The organism is Polaromonas sp. 39-63-25 (assembly GCF_002278925.1).
Lineage (GTDB): Bacteria > Pseudomonadota > Gammaproteobacteria > Burkholderiales > Burkholderiaceae_C > Polaromonas.
This window is the reverse complement of sequence record NZ_NCJH01000027.1, coordinates 41,836-63,584: the sequence shown is the minus strand read 5'-3', so window position 1 is coordinate 63,584 and position 21,749 is coordinate 41,836. Positions and strand designations below refer to the sequence as shown.

General features: G+C 64.2%; 35 protein-coding genes. 26 read left to right on the top strand and 9 right to left on the bottom strand.

What is annotated here, in order from left to right:
* Positions 1–5: 5 nt before the first annotated feature.
* Positions 6–857, bottom strand: a complete 852-nt coding sequence (locus B7X65_RS21755; protein WP_293596341.1) for a LexA family transcriptional regulator — start codon at positions 855–857, stop codon at positions 6–8.
* A 94-nt stretch (positions 858–951) separates the two neighbouring features.
* Between B7X65_RS21755 and B7X65_RS21750 the strand changes: the two genes are divergently transcribed.
* From B7X65_RS21750 to B7X65_RS21635, 24 genes are all read left to right on the top strand, one after another.
* Positions 952–1,320 carry a helix-turn-helix domain-containing protein gene (locus B7X65_RS21750; RefSeq protein WP_293596340.1) on the top strand — a complete coding sequence of 123 codons (369 nt, stop codon included), beginning with the start codon at positions 952–954 and terminating at the stop codon, positions 1,318–1,320.
* Positions 1,317–3,506 (top strand): DDE-type integrase/transposase/recombinase, encoded by a 2,190-nt coding sequence (locus B7X65_RS21745; protein WP_293596339.1) that lies wholly within the window; start codon positions 1,317–1,319, stop codon positions 3,504–3,506. The genes B7X65_RS21750 and B7X65_RS21745 overlap by 4 nt, the downstream gene beginning before the upstream one ends.
* A gap of 86 nt (positions 3,507–3,592) precedes the next feature.
* A complete protein-coding gene (locus tag B7X65_RS21740; RefSeq protein WP_293596338.1) occupies positions 3,593–4,348 on the top strand; it encodes an AAA family ATPase in 756 nt (251 codons plus the stop codon).
* Entirely contained in the window at positions 4,345–4,983 is a 639-nt protein-coding gene (locus B7X65_RS21735; RefSeq protein ID WP_293596337.1) for a hypothetical protein, read from the top strand. Before B7X65_RS21740 ends, B7X65_RS21735 begins: the two co-directional genes overlap by 4 nt.
* On the top strand, positions 4,970–5,323 hold the full coding sequence (locus B7X65_RS21730; protein WP_293596336.1) for a hypothetical protein: 354 nt from the start codon (positions 4,970–4,972) through the stop codon (positions 5,321–5,323). The genes B7X65_RS21735 and B7X65_RS21730 overlap by 14 nt, the downstream gene beginning before the upstream one ends.
* Positions 5,320–5,454 carry a hypothetical protein gene (locus tag B7X65_RS21725; protein ID WP_293596335.1) on the top strand — a complete coding sequence of 45 codons (135 nt, stop codon included), beginning with the start codon at positions 5,320–5,322 and terminating at the stop codon, positions 5,452–5,454. The genes B7X65_RS21730 and B7X65_RS21725 overlap by 4 nt, the downstream gene beginning before the upstream one ends.
* A complete protein-coding gene (locus B7X65_RS21720) occupies positions 5,451–5,678 on the top strand; it encodes a hypothetical protein (protein ID WP_293596334.1) in 228 nt (75 codons plus the stop codon). The genes B7X65_RS21725 and B7X65_RS21720 overlap by 4 nt, the downstream gene beginning before the upstream one ends.
* 2 nt (positions 5,679–5,680) lie before the next feature.
* Entirely contained in the window at positions 5,681–6,157 is a 477-nt protein-coding gene (locus tag B7X65_RS21715; protein ID WP_293596333.1) for a hypothetical protein, read from the top strand.
* On the top strand, positions 6,150–6,449 hold the full coding sequence (locus B7X65_RS21710; protein ID WP_293596332.1) for a hypothetical protein: 300 nt from the start codon (positions 6,150–6,152) through the stop codon (positions 6,447–6,449). Before B7X65_RS21715 ends, B7X65_RS21710 begins: the two co-directional genes overlap by 8 nt.
* Positions 6,446–6,751: a hypothetical protein gene (locus B7X65_RS21705; RefSeq protein ID WP_293596331.1), complete on the top strand. Its 306-nt coding sequence runs from the start codon at positions 6,446–6,448 to the stop codon at positions 6,749–6,751. The genes B7X65_RS21710 and B7X65_RS21705 overlap by 4 nt, the downstream gene beginning before the upstream one ends.
* Positions 6,752–6,763: 12 nt before the next feature.
* A complete protein-coding gene (locus tag B7X65_RS21700) occupies positions 6,764–7,147 on the top strand; it encodes a hypothetical protein (RefSeq protein WP_293596330.1) in 384 nt (127 codons plus the stop codon).
* The gene (locus B7X65_RS21695; RefSeq protein ID WP_293596329.1) at positions 7,144–7,764 is read left to right on the top strand and encodes a DUF3164 family protein; all 621 of its coding nucleotides are present in this window, start codon (positions 7,144–7,146) and stop codon (positions 7,762–7,764) included. The genes B7X65_RS21700 and B7X65_RS21695 overlap by 4 nt, the downstream gene beginning before the upstream one ends.
* Positions 7,761–8,024 carry a hypothetical protein gene (locus B7X65_RS21690; protein ID WP_293596328.1) on the top strand — a complete coding sequence of 88 codons (264 nt, stop codon included), beginning with the start codon at positions 7,761–7,763 and terminating at the stop codon, positions 8,022–8,024. Before B7X65_RS21695 ends, B7X65_RS21690 begins: the two co-directional genes overlap by 4 nt.
* Positions 8,021–8,269, top strand: a complete 249-nt coding sequence (locus B7X65_RS21685) for a hypothetical protein (RefSeq protein ID WP_293596327.1) — start codon at positions 8,021–8,023, stop codon at positions 8,267–8,269. Before B7X65_RS21690 ends, B7X65_RS21685 begins: the two co-directional genes overlap by 4 nt.
* Positions 8,266–8,472: a hypothetical protein gene (locus B7X65_RS21680; RefSeq protein WP_293596326.1), complete on the top strand. Its 207-nt coding sequence runs from the start codon at positions 8,266–8,268 to the stop codon at positions 8,470–8,472. The genes B7X65_RS21685 and B7X65_RS21680 overlap by 4 nt, the downstream gene beginning before the upstream one ends.
* A 196-nt stretch (positions 8,473–8,668) precedes the next feature.
* Positions 8,669–9,139, top strand: coding sequence for a hypothetical protein (locus B7X65_RS21675; protein ID WP_293596325.1), 471 nt, complete (start codon positions 8,669–8,671; stop codon positions 9,137–9,139).
* Positions 9,136–9,465, top strand: coding sequence for a hypothetical protein (locus B7X65_RS21670; protein WP_293596324.1), 330 nt, complete (start codon positions 9,136–9,138; stop codon positions 9,463–9,465). Before B7X65_RS21675 ends, B7X65_RS21670 begins: the two co-directional genes overlap by 4 nt.
* On the top strand, positions 9,462–10,004 hold the full coding sequence (locus B7X65_RS21665) for a hypothetical protein (RefSeq protein ID WP_293596323.1): 543 nt from the start codon (positions 9,462–9,464) through the stop codon (positions 10,002–10,004). Before B7X65_RS21670 ends, B7X65_RS21665 begins: the two co-directional genes overlap by 4 nt.
* Positions 10,001–10,297 (top strand): hypothetical protein, encoded by a 297-nt coding sequence (locus B7X65_RS21660; protein ID WP_293596322.1) that lies wholly within the window; start codon positions 10,001–10,003, stop codon positions 10,295–10,297. The genes B7X65_RS21665 and B7X65_RS21660 overlap by 4 nt, the downstream gene beginning before the upstream one ends.
* The gene (locus tag B7X65_RS21655) at positions 10,297–10,602 is read left to right on the top strand and encodes a hypothetical protein (RefSeq protein WP_293596321.1); all 306 of its coding nucleotides are present in this window, start codon (positions 10,297–10,299) and stop codon (positions 10,600–10,602) included. Before B7X65_RS21660 ends, B7X65_RS21655 begins: the two co-directional genes overlap by 1 nt.
* Complete coding sequence (locus B7X65_RS21650) at positions 10,599–10,850, top strand: hypothetical protein (protein WP_293596320.1); 252 nt, start codon at positions 10,599–10,601, stop codon at positions 10,848–10,850. The genes B7X65_RS21655 and B7X65_RS21650 overlap by 4 nt, the downstream gene beginning before the upstream one ends.
* Entirely contained in the window at positions 10,847–11,293 is a 447-nt protein-coding gene (locus tag B7X65_RS21645) for a regulatory protein GemA (protein ID WP_293596319.1), read from the top strand. Before B7X65_RS21650 ends, B7X65_RS21645 begins: the two co-directional genes overlap by 4 nt.
* A complete protein-coding gene (locus B7X65_RS21640; RefSeq protein WP_293596318.1) occupies positions 11,290–11,706 on the top strand; it encodes a Mor transcription activator family protein in 417 nt (138 codons plus the stop codon). Before B7X65_RS21645 ends, B7X65_RS21640 begins: the two co-directional genes overlap by 4 nt.
* Before the next feature lie 333 nt (positions 11,707–12,039).
* A complete protein-coding gene (locus B7X65_RS21635; protein ID WP_293596317.1) occupies positions 12,040–12,729 on the top strand; it encodes a GDSL-type esterase/lipase family protein in 690 nt (229 codons plus the stop codon).
* Positions 12,730–12,900: 171 nt separating this feature from the next.
* Here the strand turns inward: B7X65_RS21635 and B7X65_RS21630 are convergent, their stop codons facing one another.
* A complete protein-coding gene (locus B7X65_RS21630) occupies positions 12,901–13,515 on the bottom strand; it encodes a hypothetical protein (protein WP_293596316.1) in 615 nt (204 codons plus the stop codon).
* A 313-nt stretch (positions 13,516–13,828) separates the two neighbouring features.
* On the opposite strand from B7X65_RS21630, the gene B7X65_RS21625 reads away from it, so the two are divergent.
* On the top strand, positions 13,829–14,815 hold the full coding sequence (locus B7X65_RS21625; RefSeq protein WP_293596315.1) for a VCBS repeat-containing protein: 987 nt from the start codon (positions 13,829–13,831) through the stop codon (positions 14,813–14,815).
* A gap of 10 nt (positions 14,816–14,825) precedes the next feature.
* On the opposite strand, the gene B7X65_RS21620 is transcribed toward B7X65_RS21625, so the two are convergent.
* The 3 genes from B7X65_RS21620 to B7X65_RS21610 are packed head-to-tail and all read right to left on the bottom strand — an operon-like array spanning position 14,826 to position 16,834.
* Positions 14,826–15,416: a carboxymuconolactone decarboxylase family protein gene (locus tag B7X65_RS21620; RefSeq protein ID WP_293596314.1), complete on the bottom strand. Its 591-nt coding sequence runs from the start codon at positions 15,414–15,416 to the stop codon at positions 14,826–14,828.
* 35 nt (positions 15,417–15,451) lie between these two features.
* Positions 15,452–16,393: a DHHA1 domain-containing protein gene (locus B7X65_RS21615; protein WP_293596313.1), complete on the bottom strand. Its 942-nt coding sequence runs from the start codon at positions 16,391–16,393 to the stop codon at positions 15,452–15,454.
* Positions 16,394–16,438: 45 nt separating this feature from the next.
* Positions 16,439–16,834: a hypothetical protein gene (locus B7X65_RS21610; RefSeq protein ID WP_293596312.1), complete on the bottom strand. Its 396-nt coding sequence runs from the start codon at positions 16,832–16,834 to the stop codon at positions 16,439–16,441.
* Between the two features lie 269 nt (positions 16,835–17,103).
* Between B7X65_RS21610 and B7X65_RS21605 the strand changes: the two genes are divergently transcribed.
* Positions 17,104–17,571 carry a TerB family tellurite resistance protein gene (locus tag B7X65_RS21605; RefSeq protein ID WP_293596311.1) on the top strand — a complete coding sequence of 156 codons (468 nt, stop codon included), beginning with the start codon at positions 17,104–17,106 and terminating at the stop codon, positions 17,569–17,571.
* Positions 17,572–17,771: 200 nt separating this feature from the next.
* Here the strand turns inward: B7X65_RS21605 and B7X65_RS21600 are convergent, their stop codons facing one another.
* From B7X65_RS21600 to B7X65_RS21585, 4 genes are read right to left on the bottom strand one after another with little or no spacing between them, the layout of a single operon-like run.
* Positions 17,772–18,497 carry an ABC transporter ATP-binding protein gene (locus tag B7X65_RS21600; protein WP_293596310.1) on the bottom strand — a complete coding sequence of 242 codons (726 nt, stop codon included), beginning with the start codon at positions 18,495–18,497 and terminating at the stop codon, positions 17,772–17,774.
* Positions 18,494–19,687: an ABC transporter permease gene (locus B7X65_RS21595; protein ID WP_293596309.1), complete on the bottom strand. Its 1,194-nt coding sequence runs from the start codon at positions 19,685–19,687 to the stop codon at positions 18,494–18,496. Before B7X65_RS21595 ends, B7X65_RS21600 begins: the two co-directional genes overlap by 4 nt.
* Positions 19,684–20,901, bottom strand: a complete 1,218-nt coding sequence (locus B7X65_RS21590; RefSeq protein WP_293596308.1) for an efflux RND transporter periplasmic adaptor subunit — start codon at positions 20,899–20,901, stop codon at positions 19,684–19,686. Before B7X65_RS21590 ends, B7X65_RS21595 begins: the two co-directional genes overlap by 4 nt.
* Positions 20,898–21,569 carry a TetR family transcriptional regulator gene (locus tag B7X65_RS21585; protein WP_293596307.1) on the bottom strand — a complete coding sequence of 224 codons (672 nt, stop codon included), beginning with the start codon at positions 21,567–21,569 and terminating at the stop codon, positions 20,898–20,900. Before B7X65_RS21585 ends, B7X65_RS21590 begins: the two co-directional genes overlap by 4 nt.
* Positions 21,570–21,749 lie beyond the last annotated feature (180 nt).

Genomic DNA, 21,749 nt, shown 5'->3' with positions numbered 1-21,749 from the left:
CCCTGTTAGCTGAAAGTCACGCCGGCCCACCGCACCCGGCCGATCACCTCGAAGTCACGGTCGCGGTCTTCCGTGCCCTGTATGTCAAACGGCTCATAGGCCTGGTTGTAGCTGCTCACGCGCAGCACCTTGCCGGGCAGCCGCTGCAGGTTCTTGACCAGCAGCGCGCCGTCAAGCCTAACAATGTGCACGCCCTCGGTCAAAGCCTCGCGGTCTTTCAGATCCGTCAGCACGGTGTCCTTGGGCCGCAGCCAGGGCTCCATTGACCTGCCGACAACTGCCGTCATCGCAATCTGGTTGTGGGAGATGCCCAGTTCGTAGCGGATGTAATTGGCATCAAACGGCCGCATGGCGGTGACCGCCTCAACATCATTGAAGGCGCCGCCACCGGCGGAGACATGGATGTCGAACAGCGGCACATAAATAAACCCATCGACCTGGACGGCCTCCAGGTTCTTGCGCACCGCGTCCGGTCCTTTGGCTTTCTCCTGGTGGTCGCCCTCCAGCAAGTAGGCCGCGCTGGTGCCGTACAGCTGGGCGATCACCTCCAGCTCAAAGGCGTCTGGCAGCGCCACGCCGCGCTCGATGTTGTAGATGGTGTTGCGGTGCAGGCCCAGCGCTTCGGCAACCTCGCCGATTTCCTTCACGCCCCTGGCCGTTTTGCAGCGCTCACCGAAGCGGCGCATGTAGGAGCCCTTTGCCTCAGTGCGGGCCGTCTTCAACTCGGTTTTTTCCGAGGCGGCAGCGGCATGGTGCAGATACCAAGCGACCGGCTCTTCGGCCACCAATACCTTGGCGGGCTCGATCGAAGAAGGCTCTGTCCTGCCTTGCTCCGGCTGCGCTTGATTTGTGTTCATCGTCACTATTTTCTGTGCGCATTCGGCAAAAGGCAATTCCGTTGAGCCCTTTTGGTAATTATTCACACTGATTTATGCATCAGCACAAACCCTTGTGCATAAATTCGTTGACTTCCTTTGTTTTGTGCTTATTATCATGTGCATGAACACAAATAGAACGACATCAGCACAAGAGGATATGCATCCCGCTGACGTTATTGCGGCCCTTCACAAGCGCAACTTGAGCATGCGGCAAATTGCCCAAGCCAATGGTTATGCCCACATCTCGCGTGTGCTGTACGGCCGCTGGCTCGCCGCCGAGCAACTGGTGGCAAAAGCGCTTGGCATGAAGCCGGAGGACATCTGGCCTTCACGCTACCTCGACCCGGCCGACCGCGCCCGTGCTTTTCAGCTGACCCGCAAGATCAAGATCACCATGCCGCGCAAGCAGCGCAAGGCATCCGCCTCAGAGGCCCGCGTATGAAGTGGCTGTCAGCATCCTCCCTTGCCGGCCTGCCAGGCCTGCCCGGAACACAGCGCGGCGTGCTGATGCGCGCCCAGTCCGCAGGCTGGGCTTGCCGCCCGCGTGAAGAAGGCCGGGGCCGCAGCGGCTTCGAATACCTGAGCACCGACTTGCCGCCCGAAACCCAGCAGGCCATCGCGGCCCAGGCGGCCGGGGCCGTCAAGCCGGCAGCCGACGCCATTGCCGCCGGCAAGCGCGCCAGGCAGATCGCCCAGGAGCAGGCCTGCGCCACGTCGATGGCGAAGTACGGCATCGTGCTGGAAGCCAAGGGCGGGTTTGACCCGGCCCGCAATCCGAAGCTGGACCTGTTTCAACGGTTTGAGAAATACCACGCGCTGCGCGGCACGGCCGTCTGGCCGGCTATCCAGGAGTTTGTGCAGCTGTGGGGAGCCGGCCACATTGAGGCGCACGCCAACACACTGGCCGCGTACCCGGCCATCCCGGCCAAGACGCTGGACAAGTGGTACCGGGCCTGGCGCACCCAGGGCATCGAGGCGCTGCTGGAACGCAAGCCGCGCAAGGACAAGGGCGAAAGCGCTTTAACCCGTGATGAAGACTTGCATGACACCTTCATCGCGGCCCTGGCCGAGATGCATGACCCGACCGCCCGCCAGATGCAGCGCGTGATCCGCAACCAGGTGGGCAAGGAACGCACACCATCAACCAGCACCCTCAAGCGCTGGTTGCGCGAATTCAAGGACAGCAACGCCCCCGCGCTGCTCATGTTCAAAAATCCGGACGGCTACAAGAACAAATACCGCTCGGCCTTCGGCTCGCAGATGGACGGCATCACGCGCCCCAACCAGCAGTGGCAGCAGGACAGCACGATTGGCGACGCCATGCAGCGCGCAGACCTGGCCTTCAACCTGGTGGACCAGAACACCGGCGAGATTCGCCGCCACGCCATCATTGCCAGCATCGACGTGTTCACCCGCCGCGCCCAGGTGGTGGTTGCACCGACCAGCAGCTCCAACGCGGTCAAGGCGGTCACCCGGCTTTGCATTCAGGCCTGGGGCAAGCCAGAGCAGATCAAAACCGACAACGGCAAGGACTACACCGCCCAGGACTATGACTTCGCCCTGACCAGCCTGGGCATCGAACACCGCCTTTGCACGCCTTTCAGCCCGGAGCAAAAGCCCTATATCGAGCGCTTCATCGGCACGATGATGCATGACCTCTTCCCCATGCTGGAAGGGTTTGTCGGCAAGAGTGTGGCAGAGCGCAAGGCCATCGATTCGGGCAAGAGCTTTGCCCAGCGCTTCGGCCTGGGCGGGCTGGATCTGCGCATGGGTGCCAGGCAGCTGCAGGACGTGATCAACGGCTGGCTGGACGAATACCACAACCGCACCCATTCAGAGCTGGGCTGCAGCCCCAACGAGATGGCCGAACGCCACACCACCCATGTGGTGCGCATGGACGATCGGGCGCTGGACATCTTCCTGATGGCGGTGGCCGGCAAGGGCACCCGTGTTGTCGGCAAGCGCGGCATCCCCCTGGACAAGGGTTGGTTTGCCGCCCCCGAGCTGGCCGCCCATGTCGGCAGCACGGTGCGCTGCAGGCAGGATGAACTTGACCTGGGCGCGCTGTATGTCTTTGCGATGGACGGCTCCTTTATTTGCCGCGCCCTGGACCACTCAATGCTCGGTATCAACCGCGCCGAGCTGGCCGCGAAGGCCCGCGCCATCGAGGCGACCAACATCAAGCCGATGGTGGACAGGCTGCGCAAGGGCCTGAAGAAGGGCCTCACCCGCACGGCCGTGCAGGCGATCTACAACGACCGCGAGCGCGAAGCCGAAGCCGCCGCAGGCAACGTCCACCGCCTGGCTCCCCGCGTGCTGCAACACACCACGCCGGCCATCGATTCGGTATTGGCCCACCTGGACACCACCAGCAGGGACGCCGACCGCGCCGCTGCTCTGGCCGCAATGGAGGCCCAGGCCACCGCACCGGCCGCCGTACTGCCCCTGGCCAGCCCAAGCAGCCGCTACAGCACCTGGGTGCGCCTGCAGGCCCGCAAGGATCGTGGCGAGGCCATCAGCGCCCGTGACCTGGACTGGTCAGACAGCTACCAGACCAGCAAGGAATTCGCCTCGTGGCATGAGCTGCACGAAGGCACCGACCCGCTCGGGGAGGAAGCCACCGGATAACAAAAAGAAAGCCCACCAGCGCTGTCACGCGGGCGGGCTCCAGAGGAAGTGTCTCAACCAGCAATCAGTAAAGACGGAGAAAGTGTATGTCAAACAAAAGCAATGATCAATCCGACCTGTTTCAACCAGGTCAGCAAGTCGCCAAGCTCACCAACGTGGCCTTCGCCATCGAGGCGATCAACCAGGTGACCGATGTGGACGACCTCGGCGCGCCGCACATGGCGGTGCTGTACGGCCCGCCCGGCTTCGGCAAGACGCAGGCGGCCATGTACCTGGCGCACCCGCAGGGCCGCAACGCGGTGTTCGTGTCGATCCGCATGTTCGACACCACCAAGACGCTGGCGCAGCTGCTGTGCCTGGAGCTGGGCATCCAGACAAAAAGCCAGTGGCCGGTCTCCATGCTGTACGACCAGATCGTCAAGCGCTTGCAGCAGTTGGGCCGCCCCCTGGTGCTTGATGAGGTGGACTACATCGCCGAGAAGTCAACCATCGACTTCATCCGCACCATCCATGACAACACCACGATCCCGATCTTTCTGATCGGTGAGCAGGACTTGAAGCGCAAGCTGCTCTCGCGGCATGAGCGCTTCCATGACCGGGTGCTGGTCTGGAAGGAAGCCCAGCCCTGCGACGCCCTGGACGTCAAGAAACTGGCCGCCCACCATGCTGGCGAACTGAAGTTCACCCAGGACGTGATCGACGCCCTGGTGACCAAAACGGGCGGGGTGGCACGGCGCGTTTACAACGAACTCAAGGCCTTGCGCGAAGAGTGCAAGCGCGCCGGCACCGACACGCCCCTGCTGGCGATGCTGGGCACCCGCAGCGGCAAGGGGGCACGATGAGCCGCAAGTCCATCAACGTGGAGTTACGCGCGCTTAAAACGCCGCGTGAGCGGGTGTGGGAAGCCATGCTGCTGCTCAGCCGGGCGCCTGGTGTGCGCTTCGACAAGACGTCCGTCCAGGACCACTGCAACCCGATGGTCAGCTGGACGCTGGTCGATGACTACTTTGACGATCTGGAGAAGGCCGGCTACCTCAAGCGGGTAGGCGGTACCGGCGTCAGCAAGGGCGTCATGGGCAAGCCCATCCAGTTCGTGCTGGCAAAGGTCCAGGGCGATGCCCCGCGCGTCAGCACCAAGGGCGAAAAGGTCACCCAGGGCGAAGGTAACGAGGCGATGTGGCGCGCCATGAAGGTGCTGTCCACCTTCGACTACACCGACATTGCCAAGGCGGCCACGCTGGGCACCCTGGTGGTCAAGCCATCCACCGCCAAGAGCTATGTCGCCCACATGGCGCGCGCTGGCTACCTTTCCACGGTGCGCGCGGCCAAGCCCGGCACACCTGCCAAGCACCGCCTGGCAAAGAACACCGGCCCGCACGCGCCGGCCATCACGCGCCGCAAGGTGGTCTTCGACCGCAACACCGGCGAGTTCGCCAACCTGGAAACACCGCAGGAGGTTTGCGATGGCCTTGAATAGCCCACGCCTTCAAAGCGTTTTACCGGCCGACGTGAAGGCCGCGCTGCAGGCCGCAGTGAAGCGCTTCAACTCTCAAGTCAAGGTTGCCGCCGAACTGCACGTCAGCTCGGCCGTGATCAGCACGCTGCTGCGGGACAAATACCCCGGCAACGTCGAGACGATGGAGCAGCGCATACGCGGCCAGTTCATGGCCGAGACAGTGCGGTGCCCCGTGATGGGCACCTTGAGCAAGCGCAGCTGCCAGGACAACCAGGCGCTTCCCCAGGCCTTCACCAACCCCATGCGCGCCGCCCTGGGCCGCGCCTGCAAAACCTGCCCGAACCGAAAGGACATGACATGAGCCAGGCCAAACGTCTCGGCTGGATCAAACGCAGGGCTCGCCGCCTGCAGCGCTTTTATGGCGTCACTCGCAAGATCGCCGTCTTCGATGCGCGCCTGGACTTCCTGACCTTCCACGGTGGCCAATCATGAACCGGCACGCTTTTTATCCAGGCGTCGTGATTCCGACTGTGCCGTCCCGGCGCAAGCGGCTGTTGCGCTTTTTGCGCTGGCTGGCGCTGTTCATGGCTGTGGCCTTGATGGTGCTGGGCGCGGCGACGGCCATCGCCATGCTGGTCTCTATCGACGCCCAGCTGGACAGCGCTTTCATGCAGGGCATGAAGGCCGGCCAGCAGATGTGCGCAAGGGGGGCCTGATCATGCAATTCAAAAAATCAGCACCCAAGGGCGCCAGGCTCAGCCCGCAAAGCCAGGCCATCCTGGCGCACCTGAAAGAGCACGGCCGCCGCACCTTCGAGCAGCTGCACGAAGTGTTCAAGGAATCGGCGCGCTTCCGCAGCAACGGCCCGGCCGGCCACACGCCCAACCCGGAGTGGCTGCGTTCCCGGCTGGGCTACATGCGGGACGCGGGCATTGTCTGGCGCGAGTGTGACGAGGGCACCGTGTACTACAAGGCGGGCCAGCCAAGCCAAAGCATCGACCAGGAGCCGGCGCCGCCTGCGGCCGAGCAGGCATGCGTCACGCCGCCGCGCCGCACCTACGTCATGCAGGGCGACCCCTACCAGCCGCCGCCACCAACGCCGTGCCGCGACGGCGCGATGGACTTCGCCAACTGCCCAAGCATCGAGGCCGGCCGCGCCCGGCCCTTCATTCCAGGAAAGGTCATTCATGGGTAACGCAATCACTCAAGACACCCGCGCGCTCTGGCTGATGCTGCAGCGCGATGGCGGCTGGTGGACGGTCGCCATGCTCACGCATCACTGGCGGCCCACCTTCCAGCCGTATGAGGTGCAGCAGGCCGTGGACGCCCTGGAGGCTGGCGGCTTCCTGGACAGCCGCAACCAGGGAGGCGAAGACGAACAGGACGAACAGGACGAAAAAGCCAGCAAGCGCATTTATGCCTTCACGTCCGACTGCATGTTGCTGCCCGACCTGGCGATTGCCGGTCAACCAGGAGCACTGGCATGAACACCCAGCACAACGACCAGGACATGGCCGCGTCGATGGCGCGGGTTGTCGAAGCCGCCGCGCGGGTGGAAGAGCTGCTCAAGGATCTGCCGGCCCTGGTGCAGCTTGACGCGCTGTTTAGCGCCTACATGAAGCTGGGCCAGGCGCACGGTCAGCTTGAAAAGGTCGGCACCTCGCTGCTGGAGCTGGGCGGGGCCATCGTGTTCGGCCAGATGCTGCTGCAGAGCCAGCGGCCCGCGCGCACCACCGTGCCGGCACCCGGCCAGGCCGACTATCCGCCAGCCCCGACCACCCGCCAGTAACAGGAGCCATCCATGCAACTGCAAATCAACAAGGAACAGGTGCTTGCCGAGCTGCAGCGCCATGTCGGCCGCGAGAACGGCATCCACGGCCGCGACCTGGTCGCCCGCATCACGGGCCAGGCCACCAACCAGCCGGCGCTGGAGCGGGCGGTGCGCGACTTCATTGTTGAACTGCGCATGGACCAGCACCGCGTCTGCGGCTACCCGGCCAGCGGCTACTACATGGCCGCCACACAAAAGGAGTTTGACGACACCTGCGTCTTTCTCCTGGAGCGCGCCAGCACCACGGTGGACCAAGTGGCCGCCATGAAGGGCCGCTTTGCCCCCGACCTCTATATCGAAATGGGCGTCCCCAGCCCTTCCAAAAAATCAACCACTGCAGGAGTTTCCAAATGAATGAACAACAAACCGCGCACCCTGGCTACTGGAAGGACGCCAGCGGCAGCCTGATCCCGGTCAGCAAGATCAAGGAAATCGACAAGCTGCGCCACCAGGTGGTGGGCGAGATCTGCCGGCAGGCCGAGCAGGAAAGTGCCCGCTTGATGGCCTTCAAAACCACGGCGATGCAGGCCATCTCCGACTTCATCGACAAAAGCCTGGCGAACTATGACGTGCAGCACGGCGGCAAAAAGGGCAACGTCACACTGATCAACTTCGATGGCGAGTACAAGATCATTCGCCAGATGCAGGAGACCATCACCTTTGATGAGCGCCTGCAGGCCGCCAAGGCGCTGATCGACGAATGCATCCACGGCTGGAGCAAGGGCAGCAACGCGAACATCAAGGTGCTGGTCAACAACGCCTTTCAGGTGGACCAGCAGGGCAAGATCAGCACCGGCCGCGTGCTGGGCCTGCGCCGCCTGGAGATCACCGACGAAAAGTGGCTACTGGCGATGCAGGCAATCGGCGACAGCATGCGCGTGGCCAGCACCAAGCCCTACATCCGCTTTTACAAGCGCGATGCCACCACGGGCGAATACTTCCCCATCAGCCTGGACGTGGCGGCTATATGAGCGCGGGCAAATCAACGGCCGCCATCAACCTGGCGAACCTGCGCGCATCGGTCAACTACCGGAAGCCCGCCAAGCCGCTGCCCCAGCCGGCCTGCAAAAACTGCGGCTTCTACCTCTGCGACCACGAAGACCGCGAGGGTGCGAAGGGCGTCTATTTCGAGACATCGAACAGCCGCTGCAGGCGTCACACCATGCCGGTCGGACGCACCAGCGTTTGTGACACACACGAGTTCAAACACGCTGACCGGAGGGACGTATGAGCTTCAACACCATAGCCGAGCAGTACGAGCTGCTGCTCAAGGCGGCCATGCCGGCGAACGCGTCCCAGGTGCAGCTGCGCAAGAGCAAGCGCATGTTCTATGCAGGCGCCGGTGCCGTGCTCAACATGCAGCTGCACACCATCGCCGCACCGACCATGTCGGAGACCGCAGGCGTGCAGATGCTGGACGGCCTTCACAAGGAAGTGGCGGCCTTCATGCGCGAAGTTCAGGCGGGTCGAGCATGAACGCCACCACCTGCACCAGCTGCGGCTGCACAGACCTGCGCGCCTGCCCTGGCGGCTGCAGCTGGCTCGGTGTCAACCACCGCGACGGCACTGGCGTTTGCAGCCGCTGCCCCACACACCTGGCTGCCTGGCGTTACCAGCAGGCCGAGCCGACTGCTCAGCAGCGCCGCGAGCTGCTCCAGATCGGCCCGACCGATATCTGAAAGGACGCTGATATGGACGCTGGATTGATCGAAGGCCTGGCGCTGATCGTGTTAATCGGCTTCCTGTCCTGGCTCATGACCCGTTTCGACTGATGTTTCCTTGATCACGCCAGCGGCCTGGAAACCGCAACCGGCTGATCTTCCCGCCCCAGGGCTTCGGCCCTGGGGCCTTTTAAACCGCTTTAAAGGCTGTCTTATGAACACCAAATTTACCGCCGCTGCCCAGGCGATCGCCGATCACTTCAAAGCCGCCGAGGCCAAGCGCGGCGAGCCTTTCCGCGACACGTTCACCAATCCGATGTGCAACGACGCGGTGACGCCGAACTTTGTAGGGATACCGCTGGCGCTGCTGCGTGCGCTGGTCGAGGCTCAGATCCCTGAGATGTTCCTGGCCGACGGCGTCAACAGCACCGTGCACGGCCAGAAGGCCGGCTGGGGTGAAACTGTAGACATTACGGTGCGCTCAGCAGGCGGCACCTACCTCACCAGCACCGTGCGCGGCCAGAAGGCCAGCTGCACGGCTGGCGAAAAGCAGGCCGCTCAGCGCCTGGGCGAGAAGCTCTACGGCGCATCCCTGGTCAGCGTGGACGCCCTGCCGCGCGGTAACGATCACGGCGTCACCCGCTGGCGCCTGCACGCCGCGCGCACCGAAGGCGGTGCAGCATGAACTTCACCATCACCCTGCAGTTGTGGACCGTTCTTCCGCTGATCTTGAGCATTGTCATGCTCGCAGTGGTGGCCTGGGTTTCCTTCAATGATTCGGACATCGGAGGAACGCTCGGCTTGCTGATCGCCGTTGCGCTGCTTTCCTGCATCTGGGCGCCCATCCTTTACGGCCGCTATGAACGTTGGCTGATCGTGCCGGTGATCTTCTCGATCGCCTTTGCGTTGACCGGCTGGCGCGAAAAGTTCAGGCGGGACGATCTGCCGTTTGTTGCCGTCTTTGTGCTGGTGCCCTGGTACTTGGTCATCTACGGGAGGCTCACAGCATGAGCCTGTCGCTCGACCTCTATTGGCTTGAGCTGTACCAGGCCGCGCGGCCGTGGCTCAACAAGGCCGCCGAGCACATGCAGACGCCCTATGCCTGGCTTGAGCTGTTCAGCGCGGTCTGCGCGCTCCTGGGCAGCCTGCTGCTGGCTTTGAAAGGCCGGCGCGCGGGCTGGGGCTGGGTGTTGTTCGCCTTCAGCAATGCTGGCTGGATCGTTTTCGCCAACGGCTATGGGCATTGGTTCTTTCTGCTGCAGCAGATCGGTTTCTCCATCACCAGCGCCATCGGGATCTGGCAGTACCTGGTCAAGGTGCCACAGCCACAGCCGTTCGCCACCTTCACAGCTTTCAGCGAGGCTGGAGGAACAGTCGATATAGCGGCGCGCAGAGTGACGCATCTCACGTCGCACTTGTTTCACAGGACCGGCGGCCGACCCGATATTTTGGTGACCGAAGTTCACCTGGACAACGCCACATCGATCTTGGTGGTGGAAGACCAGGCAATAGCCAAGGCGCGGCTCTGCTCTGCAGGGTGGCAATCATGAGCCGCGCCTGTGACGCCATCGGCTGCACCTGCGCCACAGCCAGCGGTCGGTTTATGTGCCGAAAACACTGGTTTATGGTGCCAGCCGATTTGCAGCGAGTGATAAATACCCGGTACCGGGCATGCCGCAAGGACTTCGGTTTCCTCAGTGATTCGGAGTACCTGAAAGCCTGCACCGCAGCGATCCAAGGCATTGCGAAGGCTGAGGGCAAGCCAGCGGCAGACGATTCTTATGCGCGGCTGCTGCGCGGCGTGGAAACGCGGGCCGCGCGACTCAGCACCGGGAGCCAGTAATGCCCTGGTACCGCTTCAAGGGAATGACCAGCCTGGTGCACATGCGCGGCACCAAGCTGCCCGAAGGCTGCGGCGCAGCCATCGGTGTTCAGACCAGCGACGGTGCCGCCATGCAGCGGTGCCTTGCACCTAGCCGCTTTCAGTGCGATTGGGACATCGGGAACGGCCGCACATGTGACCGACATCTGTGTCAGGACCACACCCATCAGGTGGGGCCAGACCGGCACCTCTGCCCCATTCACATCACGCTGCTCGAAGACGGCTGCGAGCTGCTCGGTCCCTTCACGCCACAGGTTCAGTCATGAGCTACATCGCCGTCCGCACCCGGCCCGTTGACTTGCATGCCATGCAATGGCACCAGCCCGGTGATCTGCCCGACATCGTTGTCAGCTCTGGTGTTACTGGAATGTCCACCTGGGGCGTGCACAGCGCCTCGCATGGCTTTCAAAAAATCAGCCCTGGCGATTGGGTCATTTTTGAAGGTGGCCGTCACAGCCCGCGCGTCTACGGGAACGCTAACTTCCACGCAAATTTTGAGATTGTCGAGCCATGAGCAAGCTAGCCCGCGACCACCGCAACAGCGACGTCATCAAGATCCAGATCGCCAGGAAGGAACTGAATCTTCCTGATGACGAATACCGCGCCATCCTGGTTGCACAGGGCGGTGTGGACAGCTCCAAAAACCTGACGCATGAAGGGCGGCAGCGCGTGCTGACCTACCTTCAAAAGCAGGGCTGGAAGCCAAAGGCCTCGACCAAACCAAAGCGCCCATCCAGGCCCACACCAAAGGCCGATGCGCTGCCGCTGGTCAAGCGCATTCGCGCCCAGTTGATCAGCCTGGACCGCCTGCCCGACACCTATGCCGACGGCATCGCCAAACAGATGTTCGGCGACGAAGCGCCACAGTTTTTCGAGTGGTGCCCGATCCGCGACCTGGAGCGAATTTCCCAGGCTTTGACCTATCAGCAAAAACGCACAGGAGCGGCCACAAAATGAGCACAGATCACAGCGATAACCAATCCACCATCAGGCGCCATCACCTGCTGGCCGACATGGCCGAGAAAGCCGCGCTACACCTGATCAAGGTCCACGGCCTGGACAAGGAAAAGGCCTGCGACGTGGGCAACGAGCTGGCCGATTTTCTGGCTAAAAACTGGCGCGGCCAGCATATCTATTTCAACGCCGACACCCAGTTCTATTTGAGCAAGCGCGACCATGAAATTTACCAGCGCATGGAGCGCGGAAACGCCTATGAACTGGCGAAGGAATTCGACCTGAGCTACGTGCGGATTTACCAGATTTACAAGCGCGTCCTGGCCGAGATGCGCGCCCGCAACCAGCCAGGTCTTTTTGAGGAGGTTCACCTGGTCGAGGCGAAGTTATCCACAGGCAGCGGGGAGGGCAATTAAGATGGACTTCGCTTCCGAATTGGTTGGAGCCGCCATTGGTAGCCAATTCGGAAGTGGTGTTCCGAATTGCCGGTGTAGCATTGCCGCCATGCCCGCTCATCGCCCACCAGCCGCCACACCAGGCCAAGCCGCAGTCGCTGCGGCCTGCCTACCAGCGTCAAGCGTCCTCAATGGGGCTTTAAAGAGCTTTGAAGCCGAGCGGGTCAGGGGGTTATTTCAATCCCGCCGGGCTGGGAAGACGGCCCGCCAGATCGCCCCACACGGCCCGATTTATCGTGGCCCGACCCGGTTGGAGCTTGAACCCCTGAAAACGGCTGTAAAGGCCTGATTTCATTGGTTTTGTCCCGCCTCGGCCCACCTGATCCCGCCTTATCCCGTTTCCCCCATGATCGTGGTCCTGCACAGCTTGGCGGCCTGGCCGGCGCGCTGCTGCTAGCCACCGGCTGCTCGAAATCGGCAAAACCCACCGCCAAAACACTGCCCAAGGACGCCACCTTGCTGTGCCTCGGTGACTCGCTGACCTTCGGTTATGGCGCGCCGGCGGGCACCGCTTATCCGCCCGTGCTCGAGCAATTGACCGGCCATGTGGTGCAGAACGCGGGCATCAACGGCGACACGGCCGAAGGCGCGTTGGCGCGTCTGCCGGCGCTGCTGCAGGCCAACACGCCAGGCCTGGTGCTGGTATCGATTGGCGGCAACGACTTTTTGCGCAGGCTACCGCCGGAGCGCACACGGGCCGCGCTCACGTCCATCGTGCAGACGGCCGCGGCCAGTGCGCAGGTGGTGCTGATTGCGCAGCCCGAGCCGGCGCTGATGGCGCTGGCCACCGGCGCGCTGAAAGACCATGAGGTGTACGCCGAAGTCGCCAGCGCCACCGGCGTGCCGCTGTTTGCCGGCGGCTGGGCGCATGTGTTGTCACGGCCCGAGCTGCGCTCGGACCAGATTCACGCGAATGCCGAGGGCTACAAGGTGTTTGCCGAACGCCTGGCCGCGTGGCTGCGCGAACAGAAATACGTGGCCTGAGCTCCCGGTCAAATGCACCGGCTTTGAATTCGCTCCGTTTTTGATAGCTGCTTACGCCCACCACTGTTGGGCTGGCGGTCATTTTTATCACCAAGCACGAAAAAAGCCAGGCAGTGCCTGGCTTTTCTGTCTGGACGCTCTGAACGCCCGGGGCCTGCACTAACCGTGGTCTTAACCGCGGCCGTTGCGGCGGTCGTTGCGCATCATGCGCTCAACCTCGTCGCGCAGCGCGGTCAGCTCGCTGCGCAGTTGCCGGCGCTCCTGCTGTGTCACGACGCCGTCGGCCTTGAAGGCGACCTCATGGCGCTCGATGACACGCTCGCGGCTGTGCAGCCTGCGCGCTTCGCGCTGGGTGATGCGGCCGGCGCGCACACCCTCGTCGATGCGCTGGCTGATCTTGTACTCCAGCCTGTCGATGCCGTGGGTATTGCCGCCAGCGACGGGGGGCGCGTTGTAAACATTGTTGGCCATCATGCGCTCCACGTCGGCGCTCAGGGCGCCCAGGTCGGCCCGCAACTGCTGGCGCTCCTGCGGATTGGCACTGCCGTTGGCCTTGTAGCGCATTTCGCGGGCTTCGATCTCGCGGTCACGCTGGTACAGTGCCTGCGCCTCGGAAGGCGTGATGTGGCCGGACGCCAGGCCCTGCTGGATGCGTGCGCTGATCGACTGCTGTGATTGGTCGATGCCGGGGGTGTTGTTATTGCCTTGCGCCATCGCCGGGGCCATGCCCAGACCGGCGAACAAGGCGGATGCCAACAGGGAAGCGGTCAACAGTTTCGATTTCATGAGGTTCTCCTGCGATGCGGATGAATAACCCGCAGCCCGGTGGGCAGCTTGCAGTGGCTGGAAGGGATTCCAGGGTCGGCAAGCGACAGTGGGAGCTGCGCCCGAATCACTGCTTGTTGAAGGCTTGTGTGTGATTCAGTGAGGCCATTGTTGGCCTGGCTTTGTGAAGGCCGTGTAAGGGAAACGGAGATTTACCGGGCATTTACCGCGCGACTGCAGTGGTATCCAGATGCGCGTGGGGACCGGCGCACACACCCGTGCAAACGTGGGCATGATTCCTGTAAGAACAGTCAGCCCGGCACGACCAACCTTCATGACATGCACCTCCCCGGGCCAAGCCCGCCGCCCCCACCTGCTGCACCGCGGCGTACCCCTGTTGCTGGCCTCATGGGCGCTGGCCGGCACGTCCCTGGCGATGGAGCTCCGGGTGGAAGCGTCGTCAGCCCAGTGTGGCGTTCATGCGCCGGCCCCGCCTGCGCCACCCGCAGCGGCCATGCAACGCCTGCCGCAAAGTCAGGCCGTGCAGGGGCAGAAAGACATTCTGTGGGCCTGGCTGGGCTCACCCACTGCACGTTACCCGCACGCGGCGCTGGGTTCACCGGTCCACGCGGCCAGCCTGCATGTGCTGGTGTCCGGCGCATCGGGTGCGCCGCAAGAGCTGGTGTACCACCTGCCGCTGCACCGGGTGTTTGAAGACAGGGTGCCCCGGCTCGCCGATCTGGATGCGGACGGACGCGATGAAATCATTCTTGTCGAAGCCGACGCGCTGCGTGGTGCGGCTGTGGTGGTGTTGGGGTTGCGCGCCAGCCAGCAGCCCCGCGCCGCCAGGGATGCGGATTCAGGCCGGACCCTGTCCGAAGTGGCCCGCAGCCCTCATGCCGGCGCCACCTTCCGCTGGCTCAACCCGGTGGGCGTTGCCGACTTCGATGGCGACGGCAAGCCTGACATTGCCAGCGTAACCACACCCCATGTGGGCGGCGTGCTCACGCTGTACCACTTTCGCCCGCCCCGGCTCGAGGCCTACGCCAGGGCGATGGATGTCTCCAACCATCGCATGGGCGCGCTGGAGCAGCAACTGGCGGTGACGGTTGAACAGCCTGGCAGCCGGCCCACGATCGTTGTGCCGGACATGCAGCTTGCGGCCCTGCATGCACTGCGCTGGGACGCGCCGGGACAATGGACAGAGCTTGCCGATCCCAGACCGCTGCCGGCACGCGTCGAACGGCTCACCGCTTTGGCCGGTGGCGGTTGCCTGCTGCTGGCGGACGCCTCGTGGTGGCGCGTAATGCTGAGGCCCTAGGGCCGCAGCTTCACCCGTGTTTGCCCGCCGTCCAGCCCTGGGCACCCAGGGCCTGCGTGGCCACGGCCGTGGGGCTGGCTTCGAGCGGCGTGGCCATGGTGTCGTTCCAGCGATTCAAAAAGGCAAACATCGCCACCACGCCGAGGATTTCGGTGATTTCATTGTCGTTCCAGTGCTGCTGCAGCTGTGCAAATTGTTCGTCGGTCACGGCGTTGGGCTGGCTGGCCGCGGCCAGGGCAAAGTCCAGGGCCAGGCGCTCGCGCTCGCTGTAGAGCGGGCTGCTGGCATAGGTCCACACATCGGCGAGCTTGGCTTCGCTGATGCCGAAGTTTCTGGCGCCCAGCAGGGTGTGGGCCTGGCAATACAGGCAGCCCGCCACCTTGCTCACCACATGGCCGATCAGCCGCCGAAAGCCCAGGTCCACCTCGCCTTCGGGGTCCATCACCGCGCCGTTGAGCTGCGCCAGCGCCTGCACGAGTTTGGGCTTGCGCTGCATGGTCAGCACGCTGTTGGGCGTGAAACCGAGCGTGGTCAGGAAGAAGTCGAAATGCGGCTTGAGCGCCGGCGTGGTGTCGGGCGGCAGGGGTGCAAGGCGTGGCATGGCTGGGGTGTCCGTTGGAGGCGTTGGTTGGAGGGTTAACGGGCTTCGGTGCCCGGCGCTGCGGCCGCGTCGAAGACGCCGCTGAGCAGTTCCGGCAAGCGATCGATGCGCATCTTGAAGCCGCAGGCCTGCGCATGGCCGCCGCCGCCCATGCTCTCGGCCAGCGCGATGCAATCGAAGCCGCGTTGCGAACGCAGTCCGGCCTTGACCACGCCGCCGGGGGCCACCGTCCACATCAGCGCAAAGGTGCCGCTTTGTCTTGAAAGCAGGTCGCCCACCAGGCTGTGAAACACGCCGGGTGCGTTGACCATCAGGCCGTGCTGGCCGTTGAAGGTCACAGGCTGGGCGTTCTCGGCGATGCCGGCCGCGAGTTTGCTGAATTTTTCGTCCATGGCCTGGCCGCGCGCCATGAAGGCCACCACCTGTTCAGGGCTGAATGCGGCAATCGCCGCCCAGCGCGCAAAGTCGTGCGGCTCCATGTCGAGCGCCGCCAGAAAGGCCGGGCTCTCGGGGTGGCGCCAGACCCAGATGTCGCGGTCCTCGATGTAACGCACGAGGTCCGGCAAGGGGGTGGCGGGATGAAAAAACTCCCAGGCCAGACGGGCGCCGCATTTGTCCATGTCGAAGTGCACCACACCGCAACGGCAGGCAAAACCCGTGAGTTTTTCTGCGGCGCTTTTATGGTGGTCCAGCATCACGAGTTTGGCGGCCCGTTCTTCGATGCCGCGCAGGATGTCTGCAGAAAACGAAAAATCGAGGATGTACACCGCGCGCCCGGCCAGCGCCGGCAGGTCATCAATCGAGCGCGTGTCGCCGTGGTCCAGCCCCACCAGCTCGGCCCGGCCTTCGTAATACAGCCAGGCGGCCAGGGCCGCGGCAAAGCCGTCCGGACAGCCGCGGCCGTGGTACAGGATCAGGGGCTGCGGGTCGTTTCTGTCGGGCGCAACCAGCAGTTGCAGGGGGAGTATGGTTTTCATGGCCCTCCGATTGTCGCCCGGCGGCGGCATGGCCTTTCCCCGGGATCAGTCCCGGGGCGCCGCCCCGGTCGGCGGCCGGCGGCTGGCGGCCTCTTCGGCGCTTTCCATGTGCTCGCTCGGCCGGTCGGTGTGCGACACCCAGAGGCCGTCGGCCACATAACCGGGGCCTTTCATGATCATCACGATGACGCAACCAAAAGCCACCGTGACCACCATGGACCAGTGAAACAGGATGGCGCCCAGCACGATGTAGCCCACCATCTGCTCCCAGCGGGCCTGGGCCGCACCGGCGGCGGGATCGTTGAACAGGTACACCAGCCCCAGCACCAACAGGGGCAGCAGCGTGCCCACCGCGGCAATCAGCGGCAGCTTGCGCCACAGCGTCCATTCCAGGCCGCTGGCGGCGCGCCGGGAGTTCGGGAGTTTTTTCAACCAGTTCATCGCGGGCACGGCACTCCATGAAAAGCTTGTTGCGTGGTGTCCAGTGTTCCACGTCGGGGACCGCCCGGCCATGACATGGATCAGGGGGCATTGCAGAATGTTTTTTAGTTTTAGCCCAGCTGTTACCGCCCTGCAGCAGCACGCACCTTTGTCCATGTCGAGCGTGCGGGAGACTCCCCTCCCCCCGCCGAGGCGGGAACCAATCCGCGCCAGCCGGCTCCATCGTGCAAGCGTTTGCGCGCATGGCCGCAAAGCCCCCAAGGAAGCCCATGCTCAGAACCCTCAAAGACCTGTTTGACACTTTCGCGGCGCCCGCCCGGGCGCAATCCCCCGGCGAGCGCGAACATGCGCTGCAGCTGGGCACCGCCGTGCTGTTGGTGGAGGTCATGCGTGCCGACCCCACCATCAACGCCGCCGAAAGGGCCGCGGTACTGGACACGCTGCGCGGAAAATTTTCGCTCGCCGACGACGAGCTGGCCCGGCTGCTGGAACTGGCCGAGGACACGGCCAGGACCAGCCACGACTACCACCGCTTCACCTCCGCCATGAACGAGCACTTCACGCAGGCGCAAAAGATCCACATGGTGGAGACCATGTGGCAGGTGGCGTATTCAGACGCCCACCTCGACGCGCACGAAAACCACCTGATCAGCAAGATTGCCGGCCTGCTGCATGTCACGCATGGCGAATACATAGGCGCCAAGATGCGCGCCAAGGAGGCCGCCGGCCATGCCTGAGCGGGCGTCTGGCATCTGAAACTGCTCTGCTATTGATAGCTGCTTCCGCCCGTTCCAAAAGGGCTGTGGGCACTTTTTACATACTCCCGCCAGCCCGTCTCAGTGTGATGGTTTGACGGCCGCAGCGGCGAGAATCCTGAGGAGTCTGGAAGTGTTCATGCAAGGACCTTTTATGCGTCCGGCGCGCACCCATCCAGTCATCAAAAGCTCAGCCCCTGGCCGGCTTCTTCAATCGTCTGGCCATCACGGATGTGATAGATGCGCTTGAACGTGGGGATGATTTTTTCGTCGTGGGTCACCACGATGATCGCGGTCTGGGCCTGCCGGGCCATCTGGTTGAGGATGCGCATCACGGCGAGCGCCCGTTCGCTGTCCAGCGGGGCGGTGGGTTCGTCGGCCAGGATCACAGGCGGACGATTCGCCAACGCCCGCGCAATCGATACGCGCTGCTGCTCACCGCCCGACAGTTGCGAGGGCTCGGCCCTGGCGCGGTGGGCCACATCCAGCGCGGTCAGCAGTTCCAGCGCCCGGGCCCTTGCCTGGGCGTTGGATACACCAGCCAGCATGGGCAGCAGGGCCACGTTGTCGGTGATGTCCAGAAAGGGAATCAGGTACGGTGCCTGAAACACAAAGCCGATGCGGTCGCGCCGCAGGGCACGCAGGTCGGAGGTGGTCCAGCCGTTGTCGTAAATCACATCGTTGCCCAGCGTCATGCGCCCCGACGTGGGTTCAATGATGGCACCCAGGCATTTGAGCAGCGTGCTTTTGCCCGAGCCCGAGGGGCCCACCAGTCCCACGACCTCGCCGGGGCCCACGGTCATGTTGACGTTCCTGAGTGCCTCGACGGCGGTGTCGCCCTGCCCATACACCTTGCGCAGGCCTTCAATGCGGATGCCGCCGGCGCTTGCCGGAGTTGCCGGGGTCATCCGATCGCCTCTGCAGGATCGACCTTGAGTGCCGCGCGGATGGCCAGGGTGCTGGCCAGCGCACAGATCAGCAGCGTGCCGCCCAGACCCATCATGGCGTCCTGCGTCAGCAGCAGCACAAACTTGGGAAACACCGGCGCCCAGAGGGTGGCGCTCACCTTGCCGACGACAAAACCAATCAACCCCAGGCCCAGCGCCTGCTGCAGGATCATGCTGGCGATCGTCAGGTTGCGCGTGCCGATGAGCTTGAGCACCGCGATCTCGCGGATCTTGCCCAGTGTCATGGTGTAGATGATGAAGGCCACGATGGCTGCGCTGACCACCGCCAGAATCACCAGGAACATGCCGATCTGTCTGGCCGAAGTGGCAATCAGCTTGGCGACCAGAATTTCCTCCATGCCGTCCCGCGTGAACACCTCCAGGTGCTTCCAGCGGCGAATCGGCTCGGCCACCTGCCCGGCCTCGAACCCGGGTGCCAGTTGCACCAGCACGGCATTGACGTTGTGGCTGCTGGTCTGCAGCGCCTGCACTGCATCAAGCAGGCCCGGCACGCCGGGGCGGTTGAAGGCCGGGTTGGTGGCGGTTCGGGTGCGGTCGTTGACGATGGCGTCGTTGTCTTTCAGGAACTGCGCCTCCTGGGCGTCCTTGAGCGGGATGAACACCATCGGGTCGCCGCCCGAGGACACCATGCGTTGCGTCAGTCCCACCACGGTGTAGTCGTGGCGGCGGATGCGGATGCGCTCGCCCAGGGCAAAGCCGGTTTTCACATCGGCCACGGCTTCGTAATGGCCGCGTGTGAGCTGGCGGCCCGCCACCAAATGGCCCGGCTCGCCAGGCTGGCCGGATTCCATCCCGACCACCATGGCGCGAATGTCGTCGCCGTCGTGGCTTTGAACCTGCATGGTGAAGTAGGTCACGTTGGCTGCCTGCGCCACACCGGGCATGCCGCGCACGCTGCGCACCACATCGTCTTTCAGGCTCGACGATTCGGCATACGGCCCCTGCGTGTCTTTTTGCACCACCCACAGGTCGGCCCGGCTGTTGGTCAGCAGGGCCTGTGCGTCATCGACCATGCCGCGGTAGACACCGGCCATGGTCAGCGTCACACCGATCAGCAGGCCCAGGCCCAGGCCCGTGAGCACAAACTTGCCCCAGCTGTGCGCAATGTCGCGCCCGGCCAGACTGATCACGGTGAGGTCCCTTTGCGTCCGTCCTTGACCAGCGTGTCGACCACCTGCACGCGGGCGCCGGGGGTGAGGGCCTTCTGGCTGTACACCACCACCTCGTCACCGGCTGTGAGGCCGGCCATCACCTGCACCTGGCCATCCAGACTGCGAACGCCCAGCCGCACCGGCGCGAACACCGGCTTGCCATGTTCGATGCGCCAGACACCGGTTTCACCCTGGCGATGCTGGATGCTGGCACCGGGCACCAGCAGTGAGGAAGCTGTTTCGGGCAGCTGCAGCGTGACTTCGGCCAGCTCACCCACGGAGGCACCCATCGCGCTGGCAGTCGGCGCCTGCGCAAAGGCCACCTGGGCGATACGCTCCTCGGTCACGCTGTCGGCCAGCAGCTCCACGCGCGCAACCTGGCCCGGCATGGGCGCACCCGGATGCGAACGCAGCACGATGCTGGCGGTCAAGCCCGGCGCGAGGCCGGCCGAACGCCCCTGGTCCACCCGCATTTTCACCCACAGGCTGGCCGGGTCGATCAGGCGCAGCACAGGCTGGCCGGCCACCACGGTGGTGCCGGCTTCGGCGTCGCGGCTGGTAACCACTCCATCGGCCGGGGCCAGCAGACGGACGTTGCCGCGTTGCTGTTGCAGGCCAGCGCGCTCTGCCTTCTGGCGGGCCACGTCCTGGCCAGCGCCGGCCAGATTGGCCTGGGCCGCCTGCAGAGCAGCGTCAGCGGACGCTTTTTCCTGCATGCGGGATTCAAGCGCAGCGGCACTGATGAAATTTTGCGCGGCCAGCTCCTCGTTGCGTCTGGCATTGATGGCGGCCAGTTCCCGCCGGGCCGCAGCGTCCTTCAACTGGGCCTGCGCCGCTGCCTGCGTGCTGCCCGCGCGGGCCAGCGAGGCATCCAGGGCCGCGAGGCGCTGGTCGAGATCCACCGGGTCCATGTCGGCTAGCAACTGCCCGGCCTTGACCGTGTCGCCCACGTCCACCCGGACAGCCAGCACCCGGCCCGCCGCCGTCGGGCCCACCATCCAGCTGCGCCGCGCCTCCACGGTGCCGATGCCAAAAATCGCGGGGGCCAGACGGCCCTCCTGCACCCGTATGACCGTGATGCGCGTGGCCGCCAGCGGGCCGGTGCGCAGCGCCACCCAGGCCAACGCGCCCACCAGCACCACGACCAGGGCGCCCAGCGTGATGCGGCGTGAAAACGGAAGTTTGCTTTTCATGGGGTCTCCTTCAAGGCGGGGGCATGTCTGTCTGTCGCCGCTGTCCGGCCTCTCCCGGCGGCGAGCCCGCGCAGGTAAATCGTGAGCACGCCGCGAGCATGCGTGGTCACGGCGCGGACATCGCCACTGAGCAACGATTGCATGACCAGGCCCTGCACCGAACCAATGAACAGGACGGCGGCAGCCTGCAGGTCCGTGCCCGGCGCCAGCAAGCGCTGGTCCTGCGCCTGCTGCAACACACCCATGAGCAAGCTCCGGTATTTCTGCATCAAGCTGCGCACGCCGGCCTTGAGTGCGGTGTCCTGCGCGTGCTGCAGCTCCTGAAAGATGAGCCGGGGAACGCCGGGATGGGCCACCACAAAGTCCACATGCGCCATGAACATCGCCTGCAACGCTGCCATCGGGGTGGGCGCCGCGCCAGCGGCCGTTTGCAGCCGGGCCATCAGCGTGTCGGAAGCCCCGTCCAGCACGGCCAGCCAGATGGCCTCCTTGCTGGCAAAGTGCCGGAACACCGCGCCCTGGCTGATGCCCACGGCCTGCGCCAGATCGCCCGTCGTGATGTCAGCCGGGCTGCGCTGCGCGGCCAGTTGCAGGGCGGCCTCCACCAAGCCAGCCTGGCGGACTTCCGTGGCCTGCTTGAGGCGCTTGCCGGTTGCTTCTGCATGCATGGGCATCCAAGTAATTAATCAATTACTTGGATTATGGCTTCATCCTTGTTGCCGCGCAGGCAGGGGTCCGACCAAACTTTGATCAAGGTCAAACAACACGGCCAGGACCAGCCACGACCACCCCTGCTTTGCTCCGCCGTGAACGAGCACTTCATGCAGACGCAGAAGATTCACATGGTG

Coding starts and splice junctions, on each gene's coding strand:
- B7X65_RS21755 (WP_293596341.1), bottom strand. CDS start 857: ATGAACACAAATCAAGCGCAGCCGGAGCAAGGCAGGACAGAGCCTTCT.
- B7X65_RS21745 (WP_293596339.1), top strand. CDS start 1,317: ATGAAGTGGCTGTCAGCATCCTCCCTTGCCGGCCTGCCAGGCCTGCCC.
- B7X65_RS21740 (WP_293596338.1), top strand. CDS start 3,593: ATGTCAAACAAAAGCAATGATCAATCCGACCTGTTTCAACCAGGTCAG.
- B7X65_RS21735 (WP_293596337.1), top strand. CDS start 4,345: ATGAGCCGCAAGTCCATCAACGTGGAGTTACGCGCGCTTAAAACGCCG.
- B7X65_RS21730 (WP_293596336.1), top strand. CDS start 4,970: ATGGCCTTGAATAGCCCACGCCTTCAAAGCGTTTTACCGGCCGACGTG.
- B7X65_RS21725 (WP_293596335.1), top strand. CDS start 5,320: ATGAGCCAGGCCAAACGTCTCGGCTGGATCAAACGCAGGGCTCGCCGC.
- B7X65_RS21720 (WP_293596334.1), top strand. CDS start 5,451: ATGAACCGGCACGCTTTTTATCCAGGCGTCGTGATTCCGACTGTGCCG.
- B7X65_RS21715 (WP_293596333.1), top strand. CDS start 5,681: ATGCAATTCAAAAAATCAGCACCCAAGGGCGCCAGGCTCAGCCCGCAA.
- B7X65_RS21710 (WP_293596332.1), top strand. CDS start 6,150: ATGGGTAACGCAATCACTCAAGACACCCGCGCGCTCTGGCTGATGCTG.
- B7X65_RS21705 (WP_293596331.1), top strand. CDS start 6,446: ATGAACACCCAGCACAACGACCAGGACATGGCCGCGTCGATGGCGCGG.
- B7X65_RS21700 (WP_293596330.1), top strand. CDS start 6,764: ATGCAACTGCAAATCAACAAGGAACAGGTGCTTGCCGAGCTGCAGCGC.
- B7X65_RS21695 (WP_293596329.1), top strand. CDS start 7,144: ATGAATGAACAACAAACCGCGCACCCTGGCTACTGGAAGGACGCCAGC.
- B7X65_RS21690 (WP_293596328.1), top strand. CDS start 7,761: ATGAGCGCGGGCAAATCAACGGCCGCCATCAACCTGGCGAACCTGCGC.
- B7X65_RS21685 (WP_293596327.1), top strand. CDS start 8,021: ATGAGCTTCAACACCATAGCCGAGCAGTACGAGCTGCTGCTCAAGGCG.
- B7X65_RS21680 (WP_293596326.1), top strand. CDS start 8,266: ATGAACGCCACCACCTGCACCAGCTGCGGCTGCACAGACCTGCGCGCC.
- B7X65_RS21675 (WP_293596325.1), top strand. CDS start 8,669: ATGAACACCAAATTTACCGCCGCTGCCCAGGCGATCGCCGATCACTTC.
- B7X65_RS21670 (WP_293596324.1), top strand. CDS start 9,136: ATGAACTTCACCATCACCCTGCAGTTGTGGACCGTTCTTCCGCTGATC.
- B7X65_RS21665 (WP_293596323.1), top strand. CDS start 9,462: ATGAGCCTGTCGCTCGACCTCTATTGGCTTGAGCTGTACCAGGCCGCG.
- B7X65_RS21660 (WP_293596322.1), top strand. CDS start 10,001: ATGAGCCGCGCCTGTGACGCCATCGGCTGCACCTGCGCCACAGCCAGC.
- B7X65_RS21655 (WP_293596321.1), top strand. CDS start 10,297: ATGCCCTGGTACCGCTTCAAGGGAATGACCAGCCTGGTGCACATGCGC.
- B7X65_RS21650 (WP_293596320.1), top strand. CDS start 10,599: ATGAGCTACATCGCCGTCCGCACCCGGCCCGTTGACTTGCATGCCATG.
- B7X65_RS21645 (WP_293596319.1), top strand. CDS start 10,847: ATGAGCAAGCTAGCCCGCGACCACCGCAACAGCGACGTCATCAAGATC.
- B7X65_RS21640 (WP_293596318.1), top strand. CDS start 11,290: ATGAGCACAGATCACAGCGATAACCAATCCACCATCAGGCGCCATCAC.
- B7X65_RS21630 (WP_293596316.1), bottom strand. CDS start 13,515: ATGAAATCGAAACTGTTGACCGCTTCCCTGTTGGCATCCGCCTTGTTC.
- B7X65_RS21625 (WP_293596315.1), top strand. CDS start 13,829: ATGACATGCACCTCCCCGGGCCAAGCCCGCCGCCCCCACCTGCTGCAC.
- B7X65_RS21620 (WP_293596314.1), bottom strand. CDS start 15,416: ATGCCACGCCTTGCACCCCTGCCGCCCGACACCACGCCGGCGCTCAAG.
- B7X65_RS21615 (WP_293596313.1), bottom strand. CDS start 16,393: ATGAAAACCATACTCCCCCTGCAACTGCTGGTTGCGCCCGACAGAAAC.
- B7X65_RS21610 (WP_293596312.1), bottom strand. CDS start 16,834: ATGAACTGGTTGAAAAAACTCCCGAACTCCCGGCGCGCCGCCAGCGGC.
- B7X65_RS21605 (WP_293596311.1), top strand. CDS start 17,104: ATGCTCAGAACCCTCAAAGACCTGTTTGACACTTTCGCGGCGCCCGCC.
- B7X65_RS21600 (WP_293596310.1), bottom strand. CDS start 18,497: ATGACCCCGGCAACTCCGGCAAGCGCCGGCGGCATCCGCATTGAAGGC.
- B7X65_RS21590 (WP_293596308.1), bottom strand. CDS start 20,901: ATGAAAAGCAAACTTCCGTTTTCACGCCGCATCACGCTGGGCGCCCTG.
- B7X65_RS21585 (WP_293596307.1), bottom strand. CDS start 21,569: ATGCATGCAGAAGCAACCGGCAAGCGCCTCAAGCAGGCCACGGAAGTC.